The organism is Streptomyces roseoviridis, assembly GCF_039535235.1.
In the GTDB taxonomy this organism is placed as follows: Bacteria; Actinomycetota; Actinomycetes; order Streptomycetales; family Streptomycetaceae; genus Streptomyces; species Streptomyces roseoviridis.
Window position 1 is genome coordinate 3,452,584 of the sequence record NZ_BAAAWU010000001.1, and the last position, 18,698, is coordinate 3,471,281.

Here is an 18,698-nt window from a genome sequence, read left to right on the forward strand (position 1 = left end):
GTCAGGGAAGAGGCGGGAAGAGGTCGGTGACGGACGTCAGTCGGTGGTTTTCCGCGTCAGGTTCTTGAACGCGTCCAGGTTGCGCGTCGACTCGCCGCGCGAGACCCGCCATGCGTACTCCCGGCGGATCGCCGTCGCGAAACCGAGCTCCAGGAGCGTGTTGAAGTCGCCGTCGGCCGCCTCCAGGACGGAACCGAGGAGCCGGTCCAGCTCCTCCGGCGTGACGGCGGACAGCGGCAGCTTGCCGGCCAGGTAGATGTCGCCGAGCTGGTCGATCGCGTAACTCACGCCGTAGAGCTTGAGGTTGCGCTCCAGCAGCCAGCGGTGGACGCCCGCCTCGTTCTCGTCCGGGTGGCGGACGACGAAGGCGTTGAGGGAGAGGGAGTGGCGGCCCACCCGCAGGGACAGCGTGGTGAAGAGCTTGCGGGTGCCCGGGAGCTTCACCACGTAGGAGCCGGGCTCGGGGGACTCCCACTCCAGCTCGGCGTCCTTGAAGGTGTCTTCGATGATCCGCCGCACGTCCTCAGCCATGGTGCGAGCGTACGCGACGGCGGTGGTCGTGCAGCCGGTGGTCGTGCAGCCGGTGGTCGTGCACCGCGGCGGTGTACACGTCCGCCGTCCCCGACGCCGCCGTGTCCCAGCCGAAGGACGCCGCGTGCCGGGCGGCGGCCGCGCCCATCCGGTCGGAGAGCCGGGGGTCGTCGACGAAGCGGCCGAGCGCGCGGGCGTAGTCGGCCGGGTCGTGGCCCTGGACCAGGAAGCCGGTGACGTCGTCGCGCACGGCCACGGGCAGCCCGCCGACCGCGGCCGCGACGACCGGGGTGCCGGCCGCCTGGGCCTCGATGGCGACCAGGCCGAAGGACTCGCTGTACGAGGGCACGACGAGGACGCTGGCCGCCCGGAACCAGTCCGCGAGCCGGTCCTGTCCGACCGGCGGGTGGAAGCGGACGACGTCGGAGATGCCGAGCCTGGCCGCGAGCTTCTGAAGACCCTCGGGCTTGGCGAGGCCGCTGCCGCTCGGGCCGCCGACCACCGGCACGACCATGCGCGAGCGCAACGACGGGTCGCGCTCCAGGAGCAGGGCCGCGGCCCGCAGCAGGATGTCCGGGGCCTTCAGCGGCTGGATGCGGCCGGCGAAGGCGGGCACGAAGGCGTCCTGCGGCAGGCCGAGGCGGGCCCGGGCGGCGGCGCGGCCGTCGGCGGGGCGGAAGTGGTCCAGGTTCACGCCCGGGTGGACGACGGCGATCTTGGCGGGGTCGGCCTCGTAGAAGCGGGCGAGCTCGTCGGCCTCCTCGGCGGTGTTGGCGATCAGCCGGTCGGCCGCCGCGACGATCTGCGTCTCGCCGATCACGCGGGCCGCGGGCTCGGGCGTGTCGCCCTCGGCGAGCGAGGCGTTCTTGACCTTGGCCATGGTGTGCATGGTGTGGACGAGCGGGACGCCCCAGCGCTCGGCGGCGAGCCAGCCGACGTGGCCGGACAGCCAGTAGTGGGAGTGGACCAGGTCGTAGTGCCCCGACCGGTGGCCCGCCCAGGCCCGCATCACGCCGTGCGTGAAGGCGCACAGCTGGGCGGGGAGCTCCTCCTTGGCGAGGCCCTCGTACGGTCCTGCGTCCACGTGCCGGACGAGCACGCCGGGCGCGAGCTCGACGACCGGGGAGAGGCCGCCGGTGGTGGCCCGGGTGAAGATCTCCACCTCGATGTTGATCGCGGCGAGCCGCTTGGCCAGCTCCACGATGTAGACGTTCATGCCGCCGGCGTCGCCGGTTCCCGGCTGGTGCAGGGGCGAGGTGTGGACGCTGAGCATGGCGACACGGCGCGGAGTGCGGGACCGGCCGGGAAGCCGGAGCCGTGGCGTCGCCGCCAGGGTGCCGGCGAACCGGGACACGTACTGGCTCACGTCGGCGGTCCTTCCGCTGTCGGGCGCTGTCGGGCATGGCGGAGAGGGGGGCGTACGGGCCTCCTCCAGGCGCCACAACACCGGAATGGCCCCTTTCATTTCCGTCGGCGGGGGCGTTTTGCCAAGTCATTACCGACGAATCCGGCGGGTCGCCCGCCCCTCGGCGGGCCCGGGGCCCCCGCCGGCGCCCCTTACGCTCGTTCCATGGCCCCCCGCACCACCCCCCGTCCCGTGGGCACCGTCACCCGTGGGACGACCAACCCGAACCGACTGCGCCGCCAGGACCGCTGGATCGCCGCCGTGCACGGCCCGGCCCTGCGCCGGTCCGCGGGGCCGCCGGTGGCCGTCGACCTCGGCTACGGCGCCGCGCCCTGGACCGCGGTGGAGCTCCTGGCCCGGCTCCGCACCGCCGACCCCCGCACCCTCCTCTACGGCATCGAGATCGAGCCGGCCCGGGTCGCCGCCGCGCGGCCGTACGAGCGCGAGGGGCTGGCCTTCCGGCACGGCGGCTTCGAGGTTCCGGTGCCCGGCGAGGTCTCCCTGATCCGGGCGGCGAACGTGCTGCGCCAGTACGACGAGGATCAGGTCGCCGCCGTCTGGGAGCGGCTGTGCGGGCGGCTGGCGCCCGGCGGTCTCCTGGTCGAGGGGACGTGTGACGAGATCGGGCGGCGGCACGTGTGGGTGGCGCTGGACCGGACCGGGCCGCGGACGGTGACCTTCGCGACCCGGCTCGGCTCGCTCGACCGGCCCTCCGACCTCGCCGAGCGGCTGCCGAAGGCCCTGATCCACCGGAACGTGCCGGGCGAGCCCGTGCACGCCTTCCTGCGGGACTTCGACCGGGCGTGGGCGGCCGCGGCCCCGTTCGCCTCGCTGGGCGCCCGGCAGCGCTGGATCCGCACCGCGCGCGACCTCGCGGCGGACTGGCCGCTGACGGACGGACCGCGGCGCTGGCGGCAGGGCGAGCTGACGGTCCGGTGGGAGGCACTGGCCCCCCGCGCCTGACCCGTGCGGGTCCTCGCCCGCGAGTCGCACCGGACCCGCCCGCGAGCCGCCCGGAAGCGGAATCGCCGAACTTCCCCCGAATTTCCTCCGGATGGGGAACGCGAGGGGCGCAACGCTCGTCCCCGTGGGGGGATGTGACCCGACAGGACCCGCTTTCCCCTGTCGTTTTCCCGCCGCACATGGCACTATCACCAAGGTCACGACCAAGTTACTGACGGTAAATCAGATATGGGTCACTTGAGGGGGAGCCTGTGAACCGACGCCGCCGTGCCATCGCCGCCGCGATCACCGTGGTGTGCGCCCTGACGGTGCTCGTCTCCCCGGCCCTCACGCTCCCGGCCGCCGCGGCCCCCCTCCCCCCGCCGCCCCAGCAGCCGAAGAAGACCCTCGAAGAGGTCCGCAAGGAGATCGACGGCCTCTACCGCCAGGCCGCGGCCGCCACCGACGCGTACAACCTCGCCGAGGAGAAGGCCGAGGAGCAGTCCGAGGAGATCGTGAAGCTGGCCCGGATGATCGTGGCCGGCCGGGAGCGGATCGAGGACCTCAAGTCGCGCGCGGGCGCCGCCGCCCGCGCCCAGTACCGCAACGGCGGACTGCCCGACGGCGCCCAGTTCGTCCTCACCGACGACCCCCAGCTCTTCCTCGACAACGCGGGCCGCCTCAAGGAGGGCCACAAGGCCACCAAGGACCTGCTCGGCGAGATGAACCGCACGCAGGCCGAGTTGACCGCGTACGCGAACGAGGCCAGCCTCAACTGGACGAAGCTGGAGGCCAACCGGGTCAAGCAGGCCCGGGCCAAGAAGGAGATCAACGACAAGATCGAGGCGGCGAAGAAGCTGGAGTCCCAGCTCGCCGCCGAGGAGCGGGCACGGCTGCTGCGCATGGAGGAGCAGGAACGCTCCCGCGCGCAGAACGCCTGGCTCGGCACCGGCGTCCTCAAGGGCGGGAGCGCGAACGCGACCGCGGCGGGCAGGCGGGCCGTGGAGTTCGCGACGGCGCAGATCGGCAAGCCGTACGTGTGGGGGGCCGAGGGCCCGGGCTCGTACGACTGCTCGGGGCTCACCCAGACCGCGTGGGGCAACGCCGGCCGTGACATCCCGCGCACCTCGCAGGAGCAGTGGCGGCTGCTGCCGCGCGTGGACGTCAGGGACATGCGGCCCGGCGACCTGATCGTCTACTACAAGGACGCGAGCCACATCGGGATGTACGTGGGCGACGGGATGATGGTGCACGCGCCGCGCCCCGGACGGAACGTCACGCTCGCGGGCGCGGGCTCCATGGAGATCCTGGGCGTCGTCCGGCCGGACTGAGCGGGGACCGGCCGCCCGGAGTGACGTTCCTCATCCTCTCGGAGCCCTCCCGGCGCCCGGCAATTGCCGCCCCGAGGCCGTTCTGAGGCCGTCCGGGCGGCGGCTACCTCCCCATCCGTGGCATATGCCATACCGCCATGGCGGTTCACAGGGTGATCGCCATTCCAAAGCGGTGGGCGGTACCGCTATGGTCGGTCCCCGGCCCTCGGGGGGAGGGAAGGAAGACCACACCGATGTCCGTACCCGTACCGCGACAGAGAATCGATTCTGCCGCGCCGTCCGGCACGACCGGCACACCCGGCACGACCGGCGCCGCGACCGATCTCACTCTGCTCGTGGTCGAGGACGACCCGGCCGGCGCGCTCGCCGTACCCGAGCTGCTCGACGCGGCCGGTACGCGGGTCCGGATCCGTACCGCCCGCAACCTCACCGAGGCGGAGCGGCTCCTCACCGACGACGTGCACTGCGTGCTCGTCGACCTCGCGCTGCCCGCACCCCGCACCGCCGAGGACGACCCGCTCGCCCCGCTCCGGCACATCCTGCGGCTCGCGCCCCGGCACGCCGTCCTCGCCCTCGCCGCGTCCGCCGACGCCGAACTCGCGGCCGAGGCGGTACGGGTCGGAGCCCAGGACCATCTCTTCCGCGAGGAGCTCGACGGGCGGCTGCTGAGCCGGGCCATCCGGTACGCGGTCGAGCGCAAGCGCGCCGACGCCGTGCAGGTCAAGCTCACCGAGTCCCGGCTGCGCGCCCAGGAGAACGCCCGCCTGGAGCGCGGCCTGCTCCCGACGCCGCTCCTGGACGGCTCGGACCTGCGGTTCGCCGCCCGCTACCGGCCCGGCAGGTCCCGCGCCCTGCTCGGCGGCGACTTCTACGACACCGTCCGCACGCCCGACGGCACGGTCCACGCCATGATCGGCGACGTCTGCGGGCACGGCCCCGACGAGGCAGCGCTCGGCGTGGAGCTGCGGATCGCGTGGCGCGCGCTCACCTTCGCGGGGCTGTGCGGGGACGAGCTGCTCTCCACCCTCCAGCGGGTCCTGGAGCACGAACGCGAGAGCGACGAGATCTTCGCGACCGTCTGCACGGTCGACATCGCGCCCGACGGCCGCCGGGCCGGGCTGTGCCTGGCCGGCCACCCCTCCCCGCTGATCGCCCGGCACGGCCGGGCCGCGCAGCTCCTGCCGTACGAGGACGGCGGACCTGCCCTCGGGCTGCTGCCGCGCGCCCGCTGGCCGCGCCGGCAGGTCGAGCTGGGCCCGGCCTGGAGCCTGCTGATGTACACCGACGGCCTGATCGAGGGCCGCTCGGCGGGGCCGGGCTCGCCACGGCTCGGCCAGGACGGGATGGTCGAGATGATCAACCGGCAGCTGGCGCAGGGGCTGCGGGGCGAGGAGCTGCTGGACGCGGCCGTGACGGAGGTGCGGTCGCTGAACGGCGGGGAGCTGACGGACGACGTGGCCGTCCTCGCCCTGGAACGGGACAGGGCCCGGGGTTAGCCCCCGGGCCCCGCTTGCTCGCTCGCCGCGCGCGGCGCCCGCGCGTGCTCGTCGCCCGCTCGGTCCTGCGCCGTCACCGGCCGCCGTTGTACGGGCCGTACGGGCCGTCGCTGCTGGAACCGCCGCCGCGCCGGCCGCTGCCGCCCGTGACCTCCCGCAGCGCGGGCCGCACGTCGACCATGAAGACGATGGCCGCGATGAGTCCGGCGATCTGCAGGAACAGCATCGGCAGCAGCAGGTTGAGCAGGAGGTTGACGCCGAGCAGGATCAGCCAGAACTTCTTCGTCTGCTTGTCGGCGGCGCGGTAGGCGTCCTCGCGCGCCGTGGCGGCGAAGGCGAACGCGGCGATGGCGAAGCCGGTGAAGACCAGGAAGGTCACCAGGGACAGGATCGAGTCGAAGCCGTTCGCCAACATGCTGAGCACCGCCTAGGTGAGTGGGTGTTGCGCCTCGCGGCCAAGGTACCCGTTACAACGCTCCGGACACCGGGATTGGTGCCCGGACCCGCCTACTTCTCGACGCCGTCGGCGACGGCCGTCTTCTTGGCCGGAGTCTTGCGGGTGGTGGTCCTGCGCGCCTTGGGGGCCTCGTCCGCCTCGGTCCCGCCCTCGGCCTGTGCCGTCGTCCCGGTCGTGCTCTCGGTCGTGGCCTTCGGCTCCGGGTCCGGCTCGACGGCGATGGCGATCTCGGTGATCTCCTCGGCGGCCTCGCCGCGCCAGGCCCGGACGGCCTCCTCGCCGTGCGCGGCGAGCTCCTCGTACTTCTCGCGCGCCTTGACCGCGTACTCGGCGGCGACGCCGACCCCGCGCAGGGCCAGGTCCTGGGCCTGCTCGCCCAGCTTCTTCAGATCGGTGTCGAGGCCGCCCACCAGCTCGGCGAACTTCGCCTGCGCCTTCTCCTGCACCGCCTTCGGGTCCGTCTTCTTGACGGCCTCGATGCGCGCGGGCGCCTCGGCGGCGATCTGCTCGATCAGGCCGGGCACCTTCTTGGCCTGCTGCACGGCGAGGTCGGCGGTGCCGGCCGCGAAGTAGAGGGGGGTACGCAGTTCGTCGATGATGGCCATGGTCGTGGTCCTCCTAAGTGGCGGTGGGATGCGCCTGCTCGGCGGCGGTGCCGGCGGCGTTCTCGGCGGCGTTCTCCTTGCGGAAGGAGTCGTAGATCTGGAGCAGCACCTGCTTCTGCCGCTCGTTGATCGAGGGATCGGCCAGGATGACGGCGCGCGTCTCCAGCTCCTCCCGCTCCTTCTCGTCGAGGATTCCGGCGCGCACGTACAGCGTCTCGGCGGAGATCCGCAGGGCCTTGGCGACCTGCTGCAACACCTCGGCGCTGGGCTTGCGCAGCCCCCGCTCGATCTGACTCAGATACGGATTCGACACCCCCGCGGCCTCGGCGAGCTGCCGCAGGGACAACTGCGCGGTGCGCCGCTGCTCGCGGAGGTAGTCGCCGAGATTGCCGACGTTGAGTGAAGCCATGCCTCGACCATGCCAGCCGGTGCTAACTATTGCAAGCAGGCGCTTGCAATAGTTCTGTTACGTGTCCGTGTCGCCGGCGAGCAGCCCGTACACGTACATGTCCCGCCGCTCGCCGCCCACCTCCTGCCAGCCGCGCAGCAGACCCTCGCGGCGGAAGCCGGCGCTCTCGGCGGTGCGGAGGGAGGCGGTGTTCCAGGGTTCGACGTGGAGTTCGAGGCGGGGTACGCGCAGCTCGTCCAGGGCCCAGGCGGTGACGGCGGTGAGGGCGCGGGAGGCGGCGCCGTGGCCGCGGGCCGAGGCGGCCAGCCAGTAGCCGAGGGAGGCGCGGCCCTGCGGGAGGTCACGGACCCAGAGGCCGACGGTGCCGAGCGGGCGGCCGGCACCGGAGACGATGACGAAGGGGTAGCCCGCGCCGGTGGCCGCCCGGGACCACTGGCGCTCCACGAAGGCGACGCCCTCTGCCTCGGAGTAGGGCGAGGGCACCGTCGTGATCAGGGGGATGTACGGATCCCGCGCCGCCTCGGCGACGAGGGGCAGGTCCGTCAGGCGCCAGGGGCGAAGGGTGAGGTCGCCGGGCGCCGCGAGTTCGGGTACGTCAAGCCGCATCCGTCCATCCTGCCCCGGTGACGGTCACCTGCACGTGCGGGGCCAGCGCGCGCAGGAAGTCCGCGGCGTCGAAGAGGGCGCCGGCCGAGTGGACGCCGCCGCCCGGAGTGCGCGTGCGGCCGGAGAGGAGGCGGGCGAGGGCCTCCACCGCCAGCGGGGCCGTCACCGCGTAGATGTCCCGGCCCCTCGCCACCGCGCGCCGCTCCTCGGCCCCGGAGCGGACCCGCACGTCGACGAGGAAGGTCTGGTCGGAACGCCCGCTCGCGTCGGCCGGGGCCGGCGGCGGGGTGTCGGCGGCCGCCAGGTCGCCGGCCGCCTCCGTCGTCATGTACGTGCGCACCTCGGGGACGGCGAGATGGCTCGGCACGGTCACCACGTCCGCCATCGTGAATTCACCGATCACCGTCCGCGGCCCCATCGGCGCCGGGAACACCCACTGGAGCGTCGGCGGCGCGTCGTCCCGGTAACTCAGCCGGCCGCCCGTGTGGACCGGCCGCCGGCCGCCGCGCCGCTCGCGCGAGACCGCCCCCGCGGCGCGCGTCCCGGCCGTCGGGTGCCAGCTGTCCAGGCCGTACGCGACGTGCACCTCGTCGGCCTCGGTCCAGTCGCCCGTCGCGGCGGTGGCGAGCAGGTCGCCGAGGCCGCCGTAGAACGCCATCGCCGGCACCACCGGCACCCCGGCGGCCCGGGCCCGCTCCCCGAAGAGCGCGAAGGTGTCCGCGTTCGCCTCGATCTCGGCCGCCACGTCCACGTACGGGATCCCCGCCCGCAGGGCCGCCTCGATCACCGGCCCGGCCGTCGTCGCGGACGGGCCCGCGCAGTTGACGACGGCCGCCGCGCCCGCCAGCGCCCGGTCGAGCGCCGCCGGGTCGTCGACCGCGGCCGGGCGCACCTCCGCCCCGTCGGCCGTCTCCTCCAGCTTCCGCTCGTCCCGGCCCGAGAGCACCGGCACGAAGCCCCGCTCCCGCAGCTCCGCCACCACGAAACGGCCCGTGTGCCCGTACGCGCCGTACACCACCACGGTCTTGCCGGTGGCCTTCCCCGCTGTCCGCTCGCTCGTCATGCGAACAGTCTCGCCACCGGCCCCCGCCCACCGTGAGAGTCGGAAACGACGCACCCCGTACAGTTTCCGACATGGACTCCCGGGCCGCCCGCTCCGTCACCCCCTCCCTCGCCCTGGCCGTCACCGACGGCATGCTCCACTTCGAACTCGCCATCGCCCACGAGGTGTTCGCCCGGGACTACGAGCTCACCGTCTGCGGTCCGGGACCGGTCCGCGCCGGACGGTTCCTGCTCGAACCCGACCACGGTCTTGACCGGCTCCCCCGGGCCCGTACGGTCGTCGTCCCCGGCTGGGCCGACGTCGACGTCGCCCCACCCGCCGAGCTGGTCGACGCCGTGCGCGCCGCGCACGAGGCGGGCGCCCGGGTCGCCTCGCTCTGCACCGGCGCGTTCGTGCTCGCCGCCGCCGGGCTGCTCGACGGGCGGCGGGCCACCACGCACTGGGCCCACACCGACGTCCTGGCCGCCCGCCACCCCCGGGTGACGGTGGACCCGGACGTGCTCTACGTGGACGAGGGCAGTGTGCTCACCTCCGCGGGCAAGGCCGCCGCCCTCGACCTGTGCCTGCACCTGGTCCGCCTCGACCACGGCTCGGCCGCCGCCAACACGGTGGCCCGCCGGCTGGTCGTGCCGCCGCACCGGGACGGCGGCCAGGCCCAGTTCGTCACCACCCCGGTCCCCGCGCCCGGCAACCACCCGCTCGACGCGCTGTTCCCGTGGGTGTGGGAACGGCTCGACCGCCCGCTGAGCGTGGAGGACCTGGCCCGCCGGGCCGGGATGAGCTCCCGTCACCTCGCCCGCCACTTCCGCGCCGTCACCGGCACCACCCCGCTGCGCTGGCTGCTCGCCCAGCGGATCCGCCGCGCCCAGGAGCTCCTGGAGACCACCGACGACGGCGTCGACCGCATCGCGGCGGCCACCGGGATGGGGACCGCCACGACACTGCGCCGCCACTTCGCCCGTGCGGTCGGGGTGCCCCCGGACACGTACCGCCGCACCTTCCGCGTACGGGCGGGCACGGGGACGGGGACCGGTGCGGGGGCGGACCGGGACCGGGCTCAGGCGCCGACGTAGTCCGCGAGGTGCTCGCCGGTCAGGGTGGAGCGGGCGGCGACCAGATCGGCCGGGGTGCCCTCGAAGACGATCCGGCCGCCGTCGTGGCCGGCGCCGGGCCCCAGGTCGACGATCCAGTCGGCGTGCGCCATGACCGCCTGGTGGTGCTCCACCACGATGACCGACTTGCCGGAGTCCACCAGCCGGTCGAGCAGCCCGAGCAACTGCTCCACGTCGGCCAGGTGCAGACCGGCGGTCGGCTCGTCGAGCACGTAGATGCCGCCCTTCTCGCCCATGTGCGTGGCCAGCTTCAGCCGCTGCCGCTCACCGCCGGAGAGGGTGGTGAGCGGCTGGCCGAGCGTGAGGTAGCCGAGGCCGACGTCGGCGAGCCGCTCCAGGATGCGGTGGGCGGCCGGGGTGCGGGCCTCGCCCTCGCCGAAGAAACGCTCCGCCTCACTCACCGGCATGGCCAGCACCTCGGCGATGTTCCGGCCGCCGAAGCGGTATTCGAGCACCGACGCCTGGAACCGCTTGCCCTCGCACTCCTCGCAGACGGTGGCCACCCCGGCCATCATCGCCAGGTCGGTGTAGACGACCCCGGCGCCGTTGCAGGTGGGGCAGGCGCCCTCCGAATTGGCGCTGAAGAGGGCCGGCTTGACCCCGTTGGCCTTGGCGAACGCCTTGCGGATCGGCTCCAGGAGCCCCGTGTACGTGGCCGGGTTGCTGCGCCGCGAACCGCGGATGGCGCCCTGGTCGACCGAGACGACGCCCGCGCCCGCCGGGATCGAGCCGTGCACCAGCGAGCTCTTGCCGGAGCCGGCCACTCCGGTGACGACGGTGAGCACGCCGAGCGGGATGTCCACGTCGACGTCGCGCAGGTTGTTCGCCGTCGCCCCGCGCACCTCCAGGACCCCGCTCGGCTCCCGCACGGACTTCTTCAGCGAGGCGCGGTCGCCGAAGTGCCGGCCGGTGACGGTGCCGCTCCTGCGCAGCCCGGCGACGGTGCCCTCGAAGCAGACGCTGCCGCCCGCCGTACCGGCGCCCGGGCCGAGGTCGACGACGTGGTCGGCGATCGCGATGGTCTCCGGCTTGTGCTCCACCACGAGCACCGTGTTGCCCTTGTCGCGCAGCCGCAGCAGCAGGTCGTTCATCCGCTGGATGTCATGCGGGTGCAGGCCGGTGGTCGGCTCGTCGAAGACGTAGGTCACGTCGGTGAGCGAGGAGCCGAGGTGGCGGATCATCTTCACGCGCTGCGCCTCGCCGCCGGACAGCGTGCCCGACGGCCGGTCGAGCGCGAGGTAGCCGAGGCCGATCTCGACGAAGGAGTCGAGGGTCTGCTGGAGCGTCGCGAGCAGCGGCGCGACGGACGGGTCCCCGATGCCCCGCACCCACTCGGCCAGGTCGCTGATCTGCATCGCGCAGGCGTCCGCGATGCTCACCTCGCCGATCTTCGAGGAGCGGGCGCCCTCGTTGAGCCGGGTGCCGTCGCAGTCGGGGCAGGTGGCGAAGGTGACCGCGCGCTCCACGAAGGCGCGGACGTGCGGCTGGAGGGAGTCGATGTCCTTCGACAGCATCGACTTCTGGAGCTTGGGGATCAGGCCCTCGTAGGTGAGGTTGATGCCCTCGACCTTGATCTTCGTCGGCTCCCGGTGGAGCAGGTCGTTCAGCTCGCGCTTGGTGTAGCGGCGGATCGGCTTGTCCATGTCGAAGAAGCCGCTGCCCGCGAAGATCCGGCCGTACCAGCCGTCCATGGTGTAGCCGGGGATGGTGAGCGCGCCCTCGGCGAGCGACTTGGAGTCGTCGTACAGCGCGGTCAGATCGATGTCGGAGACCGAGCCGCGGCCCTCGCAGCGCGGGCACATGCCGCCGGTGATGGTGAAGCTGCGCCGTTCCTTCACGGTCCGGCCGCCCTTCTCGACGGTGACCGCGCCGGCGCCGCTGAGGGAGGCGACGTTGAAGGAGAACGCCTTGGGGCCGCCGATGTGCGGCGTGCCGAGCCGGCTGAAGAGGATCCGCAGCATCGCGTTGGCGTCGGTGGCGGTGCCGACCGTGGAGCGCGGGTCGCCGCCCATCCGCTGCTGGTCGACGGTGATCGCGGTCGTCAGCCCGTCGAGGACGTCGACGTCGGGGCGGGCGAGGGTGGGCATGAAGCCCTGGACGAAGGCGCTGTACGTCTCGTTGATCAGCCGCTGCGACTCGGCGGCGATCGTGTCGAAGACCAGGGAGCTCTTGCCCGAACCGGAGACGCCCGTGAAGACGGTCAGCCGGCGCTTGGGGATCTCGATGCTGACGTCCTTGAGGTTGTTCTCGCGGGCGCCGTGCACGCGGATCATGTCGTGGCTGTCGGCGGCGTGCGTCCTGCTCATGGTTCTCCCTGCTCGTGGCCTCTGGGGCCAGGCTAGGCGGGGGCGGGCGGCGGTGCTTCTCGATTCCTGACGAACCCGTCGGCGACCGCTCACGGCCCCGCCCGCGGCCCGCTCACGGCCCCGTCCGCGGCCCGCTCGCGGCTCGTGCACGGCCCGCTCCCCCCGCGCCCGTGGCAGGGTGGGTGCGTGACGCCGACGCTCGACGACCTGGCCCGGCTGCGCCGGGCCCGCGACATGATGGACCGCGACTACGCGGAGCCGCTGGACGTCCCGGCCCTGGCCCGGGCCGCGCTGATGTCCCCCGGGCACTTCTCGCGCAGCTTCCGGGCCGCGTACGGGGAGACGCCGTACGGCTACCTGATGACCCGGCGCATCGAGCGGGCGAAGGTGCTGCTGCGGCGCGGCGACCTGAGCGTGACCGAGGTCTGCTTCGCGGTGGGCTGTACGTCGCTGGGGTCGTTCAGCACGCGGTTCACGGAGCTGGTCGGGGAGAGCCCGAGCGCCTATCGGGCGCGTGACCACGGGGCGGGGGCGGCGATCCCGGGGTGCGTGGCGATGTATCTGACCCGCCCGACGCGGGCGTCGGCGGGCAGCGCGCGGGAGGCCGCCGCCGAACCGGTCAGGAACGGAGAAGCGGAAAGCGCGGCCGGCTCGTAGCGTCGTCGTCATGAACACCAACGCCACCCAGGCCACCACGATCGATCTCGCCCAGTGCTTCATCGCCGTCGACGACCACGACAAGGCGCTCGCCTTCTACCGCGACGCCCTGGGGCTGGAGGTCCGCAACGACGTCTCCTTCGAGGGGATGCGCTGGGTCACCGTCGGCTCGCCCACGCAGCCGGACGTCGAGATCGTCCTGGAGCCGCCGCTCGCCGACCCCAACGCCCCCGCCGCCGACCGGCAGGCCGCCGCCGAACTCCTCGCCAAGGGCATGCTGCGCGGCGTCATCTTCCGCACCGACGACGTCGACGCCACCTTCGAGCGGGTCCGCGCCGCGGGCGGTGAGGTGCTCCAGGAGCCGATGGACCAGCCGTACGGCGTGCGCGACTGCGCGTTCCGCGACCCGGCGGGGAACATGCTGCGGTTCAACCAGCCGCGCAAGGGCTGACCGTTCAGCCCGCCGTGTGGGCGAGCCAGAGGATCCCGACCGCGATCGGCAGGGCCACGGCGCCGAGGGTGAGGAAGCGGCCGGGCGCCGACAGGCCCCGGACGACGGGCGTACGGGCGAGGAGGGCCAGGAACGCGGCGGCGGCGAGCGGGACGCCGAGGCCCGCCAGGAGCAGACCGCCGACCGGCTCCCCCTCGGCCGCCAGCCAGGTCACGGTGAGGAGGAGGGCGAACGCCGGCCAGGCGAGCAGGGTCAGTACCACCGCCCACACGAGCCCCGCCAGCACCGCGAGCACCGTCTCGCCCGTGCGCCCGGCGCGCGCCGGAGCCGGCCGGCCCGGTCCGTACAGAGCGGCGTGCGTGTCGGGGTTCATGGTGGGCTCCATCCGTGGGGGCGGTGTCCGGGTGCGGGAGGGGGTGCGGCAGCCGGGCCGGCGGTCCGCGCCGTCGGCGGTCTGTGGCGCTCTCCGCTCATCCTGGCCGCGCACCGCGCCACCGGGATGAGCACGGCCGCTCATCCCGCCCGGGTCCCGTACTCAGCCACCCGGCAGGCACCCACCCAGGAGGAGACCGTCGCGTAGTCCGCCGCCGTGAGGCCCGTGGCCGGGTCGACGCGGTGGAGGAGGGCGGGGGCGGGGTGGTGGGCGCGGGCCCAGGCACGGTCGGCGTCCGTGATCTCGTCGTCGAGCCAGACGTAGGGCCGCCCCTCGGCCCGGGCGGCGAGCGCCCGGGTCTTCCAGTGCAGGCCCGCCGCCACCGGGTCGTCGTCCTCGTCCGGCCAGTCGACGACCGGGAGCGGCGGGAGGCCGAGCCGGGGCGCCAGCACCTCGTTCGCCTCCTGGCCCCAGGTGGTGGCCCACACCAGCGCGCAGCCGAGGGCCGCGAGGCGCGGGCCGTGCGCGGGGTCCACGCGATGCAGGAGCGGGTGGGCGTCCGGGGGCGGTTCGGGGGCGTACGCGGGGTGGGGCGAGGTTCCGCCGAAGGGGATCAGGGGGCCGTCGACGTCGAGGAAGAGCAGGGGCCGCATGGGTAAAGGGTGCCTCGTGACGGTGACCGTTCGTTCGCTCGCCGATCGTCCGCAACGGACCGGTTTCGCTACCCTGACCGCATGACCGCCATGGCTCCCGCCCGCACCGAACCCGACCTCTCCTATCTGCTCGACCACAGCAGTCACGTACTGCGCACGCAGATGGCCGCCCGGCTCGCCGAGATCGGGCTGACCGCCCGCATGCACTGCGTGCTCGTCCACGCCCTGGAGGAGGAGCGGACGCAGGCGCAGCTCGCCGAGATCGGCGACATGGACAAGACCACGATGGTGGTGACCGTGGACGCGCTGGAGAAGGCCGGGCTCGCCGAGCGGCGGCCGTCGAGCACGGACCGGCGGGCGCGGATCATCGCGGTGACCGAGGAGGGCGCGCAGGTCGCCGCCCGCAGCCAGAGGATCGTCGACGAGGTGCACCGGGGGGCGCTGGGCTCGCTCCCGGACGAGGAGCGCGAGGTGCTGGTGCGGGCGCTGAACCGGCTGGTCACGGGGCACCTGGAGACGCCCGTCGAGGGGCCGCACACCGCGCGGAGGGCCCGCCAGGCCGCCAAGTGAGACCGAGAAAGATGGTCTGCAACAAAACTATCTGCTAGCGTCCTTCCTGTCGCCTCCGCCCGACAGGAAGGCCGGTCATGCCTGCCACGCCCCCGCCCACGACCCCGCCCGCCCCCGCTCCGGCGCCCGCGGGCACGCCCCTGCGCGCCTCCCGCTGGACCGCCCTCGGCGTCCTCGCCAGCTCCCTGCTGATGACGATCCTCGACGGCAGCATCGTCACCGTCGCCATGCCCGCCATCCAGGCCGACCTCGGCTTCACCCCGGCCGGCCTCAGCTGGGTCGTCAACGCCTACCTCATCGCCTTCGGCGCCCTGCTGCTCCTCTCCGGCCGCCTCGGCGACCTCATCGGCCGCAAGCGGATGTTCCTCGCCGGCACCGGCGTCTTCACCGCCGCCTCGCTGCTCGCCGGCGTCGCCTCCTCGCCCGGCGTCCTGATCGCCGCCCGCTTCCTCCAGGGCGTCGGCAGCGCGATGGCCTCCGCCGTCAGCCTCGGCATCCTCGTCACCCTCTTCACCGAGCCGCGCGAACGCGCCAGGGCCTTCGCCGTGTTCAGCTTCACCGGCGCCGCGGGGGCCTCCATCGGCCAGGTCCTCGGCGGCCTCCTCACCGACGCCCTCACCTGGCACTGGATCTTCTTCATCAACCTCCCCGTCGGCGCCGCCGCCCTGCTCGTCGCCCTTCCCGCGCTGCCCGCCGACCGCCCCGCCCGAGCCCGGGGCGGCGCGGACGTCCTCGGCGCCCTGCTGGTCACCGGCGGCCTGACCACCGGCATCTACGCCGTCGTCACCGTCGAGGAGTACGGGGCCGGTTCGGCCCGCACCCTGGGACTCGGCGCCCTCGCGCTCGCCCTGCTCGCCGGCTTCCTCGTCCGCCAGGCCACCGCCGCCCACCCCCTGATGCCGCTGCGCGTGCTGCGCTCCCGTGCCGTCGCCGGTGCCAACCTCGTCCAGATGCTGATGGTCGCCGCGCTGTTCTCCTTCCAGATCCTGGTCGCGCTCCACCTCCAGAAGGTGCAGGGCTACGGAGCCGCCGAGACCGGCCTCGCGATGCTGCCCGCCGCCGTCGTCATCGGCGCGGCCTCCCTCGGCCTGTCCACCCGCCTCATCGCCCGCTTCGGCGAGCGGAACGTCCTGCTCACCGGTCTCGTCCTGCTCGTCGGCGTGCTCGGCCTGCTCACCCGCCTCCCCGTCCATGCCTCGTACGCCGTCGACCTGCTGCCCGTGATGCTGCTGGCCGCCGGCTTCGGGCTCGCCCTGCCCGCGCTCACCGCGCTCGGCATGTCCGGCGCGAAGGAGGAGGACGCGGGCCTGGCGTCCGGCCTGTTCAACACCACCCAGCAGATCGGCATGGCCGTCGGCGTCGCGGTCCTGTCCACCCTGGCCGCCGCCCGCACCGACGCCCTCACCGCAGCCGGACGGCCCGCCGCCGAAGCCCTCACCAGCGGCTACCACCTCGCCTTCGCCGTCGGCGCCGGTCTCCTCGTCGCCGCCCTCGCCGTCGCCTTCACCCTCCCGCGCACACCGAGGCCCGCACCCCGCGAGCTGACCATCGCGGCATGAGCACCGCCCGTCCGCCCCGACGAAGCCCCGGCCGCCGCCGGCTCCCCGCCCCTCGCAGGCGGGGAGCGGCGGCGGCGCCCGTACCGCGCCGGGCGGGCGTGCCGCCCCGCCGCCGGGCCGGTCGGCTCAGCCGGGCGCCCCGACAGGAGGAGCCGCCAGCGCGGGCGGCAGGGGTTCGCTGTGGACCAGGTCCAGGCGGGACACCGCGCGGGTGAGGACCACGTACAGCCGGTGGAGGCCCCGGGGTTCGGCGGCGGCGATGGCGGCCGGTTCGACGACGATCACGTGGTCGTATTCCAGGCCCTTGGCGAGCGACGCCGGCACGACGGAGACGCGGTCGCCGGATCCGTCCGCGACGCCGTCGCCGAGGACCAGGGCCGCCAGCTCCTCCACCGCCGTGTCCGCGGCGATCACTCCCACGGAGCCCTCCTCCTTCAGCGCGGCCCGCACCGCCTCGGCGACGCCCTCGGCCAGGTCCGCGACCTGACGCACGGTCACCTCGCCGCCCGCGCGCAGGGAGCGTCCGGCCCAGGCCGCCGCCCCGAGCTCCGGCAGGAGCCGGTTGGCGAGCTCCACCACGGCCGCCGGGACGCGGTAGCCGGTGGTCAGCGGCACCGTCTCGGCGTCCGGCTTGCCCAGGTGGGCCAGTTGCTCGCGCCAGTCGCGGGCCGCCCACGGGGTGGTGCCCTGCGCCAGGTCGCCGAGCACCGTCAGGGAGCCGAAGCCTGCGCGGCGGGCGATGGCCCGGCACTGCATGGGCGAGAGGTCCTGGGCCTCGTCGACGACGACGTGTCCGTAACCCTCGGGTCGTTCGATCAGGCCGGCGAGCTCGTCGAGGAGTACGAGATCGGCGGCGCTCCAGCGGGCCGTGCGGTACGAGCGCGGGGGCTTCTCCCAGCGGATCGCGGCCCGCTCCCCGACCGTCAGCAGGCCACCCGCCGGCAGACCGGCGTCCGGGTCCGTCAGGACCCCGGCGAGCACTTCCTCCGGGGTGACCTTCGGCCAGCAGGCGTCCACGAACTCCTTGACCGGGCGGGCCCTTTCGATCCTGCGCTGCCACGCGTTGCCCAGCGTCCCGGCCCGCCGCTCGGCCCGGAGCCGGAGGGCCCGCACGACCCGGGCGCGGACCCGCTCGCGGCCGGTCGCGTAGGGCGGGGCCTCCTCCCGTACGTCCGCGACGATCGCGGCGAGCTCGTGGGCCGGCACGCGCCAGCGGTACGAGCCGTCCGGCACGGTCAGGTCCCCGGCGGGTGCCGGGTCGACCCGCGCGTACAGCGCGCGGCGCAGCACCTCGGCCATGCGGGCGTCGTGCTTGACCCGGGCCGCGGCCTCCCCGTCCACCGCGCGCACCTCGTGGCGGGCGAGCTCGTCCTCGACGGTCGACTGGCGCACCCCGGTCTCGCCGAGCGCGGGCAGCACCTCGGAGATGTAGGAGAGGAAGGTGCGGTTCGGGCCGAGGACGAGGAGGCCGGAACGCCGGAAGCGCTGCGGGTGGGTGTAGAGGAGGTAGGCGGCGCGATGCAGTCCGACGGCGGTCTTGCCGGTGCCGGGGGCGCCCTGGACGCAGATCGACTCGGCGGGGCCGGAACGCACGAGGTCGTCCTGCTCGGGCTGGAGGGTCGCGGCGATGTCCCGCATGGGGCCGACGCGGGGGCGTTCGATCTCGCCGGCCAGGATCGCGCTCGACGGGGCCTCCCCGGCGCCCTCGCCGCCCTCCGCCAGGTGCTCGTCCTCCAGGGCGGTCAGGTCCTCGGACGCGCCGAGGCTGCCCGGCGCCCACCCGAAGCGGCGGCGCCGGACGACGCCCTGCGGGTCCCGGGGCCCGGCCTGGTAGTAGGCCCGCGCGACGGGGGCCCGCCAGTCGACGACGAGCGGCGGGGCGGCCGGGTGCTCGGCGATCCGGCGGCGGCCGATGTGGTGGACCTGGCCGTCCTCGCGGTCGAGACGGCCGAAGAAGAGCGGCCCCGGCGGCATCTCGCGGAAGGACTTGGCGCGGCTGCGCAGGTGGTGACCGAGGACCTCGGCGTCGGCTCCGGAGGCCGCGGTGTCCTCGCCGGTGACGACCTGGTCGTCGATGTCCTCGGCCATCCGGGCGAGGGCGGCGCGGCAGCTGTCGTGGTGGGCTCGTTCCCGGTCGAGGTCATGGCGGAGCGGCTTCATGCGTCCAGGATA

At 74.2% G+C, this 18,698-nt stretch carries 19 protein-coding genes; 8 read left to right on the forward strand and 11 right to left on the reverse strand.

From position 1 onward, the window contains the following. Window positions 1-36: 36 nt before the first annotated feature. Complete coding sequence (locus ABD954_RS15595) at window positions 37-531, reverse strand: type III secretion system chaperone family protein (RefSeq protein WP_345486637.1); 495 nt, start codon at window positions 529-531, stop codon at window positions 37-39. After that, a complete protein-coding gene (gene mshA, locus ABD954_RS15600; RefSeq protein ID WP_345486638.1) occupies window positions 524-1,897 on the reverse strand; it encodes a D-inositol-3-phosphate glycosyltransferase in 1,374 nt (457 codons plus the stop codon). Before mshA ends, ABD954_RS15595 begins: the two co-directional genes overlap by 8 nt. 204 nt (window positions 1,898-2,101) lie before the next feature. On the opposite strand from mshA, the gene ABD954_RS15605 reads away from it, so the two are divergent. The 3 genes from ABD954_RS15605 (at window position 2,102) to ABD954_RS15615 (ending at window position 5,705) form a co-directional block, all read left to right on the forward strand. After that, the gene (locus ABD954_RS15605; protein WP_345486639.1) at window positions 2,102-2,899 is read left to right on the forward strand and encodes a class I SAM-dependent methyltransferase; all 798 of its coding nucleotides are present in this window, start codon (window positions 2,102-2,104) and stop codon (window positions 2,897-2,899) included. 251 nt (window positions 2,900-3,150) lie between these two features. Beyond that, complete coding sequence (locus tag ABD954_RS15610; RefSeq protein ID WP_345486640.1) at window positions 3,151-4,209, forward strand: C40 family peptidase; 1,059 nt, start codon at window positions 3,151-3,153, stop codon at window positions 4,207-4,209. A 233-nt stretch (window positions 4,210-4,442) separates the two neighbouring features. Continuing rightward, window positions 4,443-5,705, forward strand: coding sequence for a PP2C family protein-serine/threonine phosphatase (locus ABD954_RS15615; RefSeq protein ID WP_345486641.1), 1,263 nt, complete (start codon window positions 4,443-4,445; stop codon window positions 5,703-5,705). A 73-nt stretch (window positions 5,706-5,778) separates the two neighbouring features. Here the strand turns inward: ABD954_RS15615 and ABD954_RS15620 are convergent, their stop codons facing one another. From ABD954_RS15620 to ABD954_RS15640, 5 genes are all read right to left on the reverse strand, one after another. Continuing rightward, window positions 5,779-6,120 carry a DUF2516 family protein gene (locus ABD954_RS15620; RefSeq protein ID WP_345486642.1) on the reverse strand — a complete coding sequence of 114 codons (342 nt, stop codon included), beginning with the start codon at window positions 6,118-6,120 and terminating at the stop codon, window positions 5,779-5,781. 92 nt (window positions 6,121-6,212) lie between these two features. Then, on the reverse strand, window positions 6,213-6,767 hold the full coding sequence (locus ABD954_RS15625) for a hypothetical protein (RefSeq protein WP_345486643.1): 555 nt from the start codon (window positions 6,765-6,767) through the stop codon (window positions 6,213-6,215). 13 nt (window positions 6,768-6,780) lie between these two features. Then, entirely contained in the window at window positions 6,781-7,176 is a 396-nt protein-coding gene (locus tag ABD954_RS15630) for a helix-turn-helix domain-containing protein (RefSeq protein WP_345486644.1), read from the reverse strand. A 57-nt stretch (window positions 7,177-7,233) separates the two neighbouring features. Continuing rightward, complete coding sequence (locus tag ABD954_RS15635; protein ID WP_345486645.1) at window positions 7,234-7,782, reverse strand: GNAT family N-acetyltransferase; 549 nt, start codon at window positions 7,780-7,782, stop codon at window positions 7,234-7,236. Next, on the reverse strand, window positions 7,772-8,845 hold the full coding sequence (locus tag ABD954_RS15640) for a saccharopine dehydrogenase family protein (RefSeq protein ID WP_345486646.1): 1,074 nt from the start codon (window positions 8,843-8,845) through the stop codon (window positions 7,772-7,774). The genes ABD954_RS15635 and ABD954_RS15640 overlap by 11 nt, the downstream gene beginning before the upstream one ends. Window positions 8,846-8,916: 71 nt before the next feature. On the opposite strand from ABD954_RS15640, the gene ABD954_RS15645 reads away from it, so the two are divergent. Continuing rightward, a complete protein-coding gene (locus tag ABD954_RS15645; RefSeq protein ID WP_345486647.1) occupies window positions 8,917-9,918 on the forward strand; it encodes a helix-turn-helix domain-containing protein in 1,002 nt (333 codons plus the stop codon). On the opposite strand, the gene ABD954_RS15650 is transcribed toward ABD954_RS15645, so the two are convergent. Beyond that, window positions 9,903-12,263, reverse strand: a complete 2,361-nt coding sequence (locus ABD954_RS15650; RefSeq protein ID WP_345486648.1) for an ATP-binding cassette domain-containing protein — start codon at window positions 12,261-12,263, stop codon at window positions 9,903-9,905. The genes ABD954_RS15645 and ABD954_RS15650 overlap by 16 nt on opposite strands. 234 nt (window positions 12,264-12,497) lie before the next feature. On the opposite strand from ABD954_RS15650, the gene ABD954_RS15655 reads away from it, so the two are divergent. Both ABD954_RS15655 and ABD954_RS15660 read left to right on the forward strand, forming a co-directional pair. Next, a complete protein-coding gene (locus ABD954_RS15655; RefSeq protein WP_345492213.1) occupies window positions 12,498-12,920 on the forward strand; it encodes a helix-turn-helix transcriptional regulator in 423 nt (140 codons plus the stop codon). Window positions 12,921-12,930: 10 nt separating this feature from the next. Beyond that, window positions 12,931-13,371, forward strand: coding sequence for a VOC family protein (locus tag ABD954_RS15660; RefSeq protein ID WP_345486649.1), 441 nt, complete (start codon window positions 12,931-12,933; stop codon window positions 13,369-13,371). A gap of 4 nt (window positions 13,372-13,375) precedes the next feature. Here ABD954_RS15660 and ABD954_RS15665 read toward each other — a convergent pair whose 3' ends face one another. Together ABD954_RS15665 and ABD954_RS15670 are read right to left on the reverse strand one after the other, a co-directional pair. After that, window positions 13,376-13,744 (reverse strand): hypothetical protein, encoded by a 369-nt coding sequence (locus ABD954_RS15665; protein ID WP_345486651.1) that lies wholly within the window; start codon window positions 13,742-13,744, stop codon window positions 13,376-13,378. A 140-nt stretch (window positions 13,745-13,884) separates the two neighbouring features. Then, a complete protein-coding gene (locus ABD954_RS15670; RefSeq protein ID WP_345486652.1) occupies window positions 13,885-14,397 on the reverse strand; it encodes an HAD domain-containing protein in 513 nt (170 codons plus the stop codon). An 81-nt stretch (window positions 14,398-14,478) separates the two neighbouring features. Between ABD954_RS15670 and ABD954_RS15675 the strand changes: the two genes are divergently transcribed. Beyond that, window positions 14,479-14,967 (forward strand): MarR family winged helix-turn-helix transcriptional regulator, encoded by a 489-nt coding sequence (locus tag ABD954_RS15675; protein WP_345486653.1) that lies wholly within the window; start codon window positions 14,479-14,481, stop codon window positions 14,965-14,967. A 77-nt stretch (window positions 14,968-15,044) separates the two neighbouring features. Beyond that, window positions 15,045-16,526, forward strand: a complete 1,482-nt coding sequence (locus tag ABD954_RS15680) for an MFS transporter (protein ID WP_345486654.1) — start codon at window positions 15,045-15,047, stop codon at window positions 16,524-16,526. A 126-nt stretch (window positions 16,527-16,652) separates the two neighbouring features. Here ABD954_RS15680 and ABD954_RS15685 read toward each other — a convergent pair whose 3' ends face one another. Beyond that, window positions 16,653-18,686: a HelD family protein gene (locus ABD954_RS15685; protein WP_345486655.1), complete on the reverse strand. Its 2,034-nt coding sequence runs from the start codon at window positions 18,684-18,686 to the stop codon at window positions 16,653-16,655. Between the last annotated feature and the right edge of the window lie 12 nt (window positions 18,687-18,698).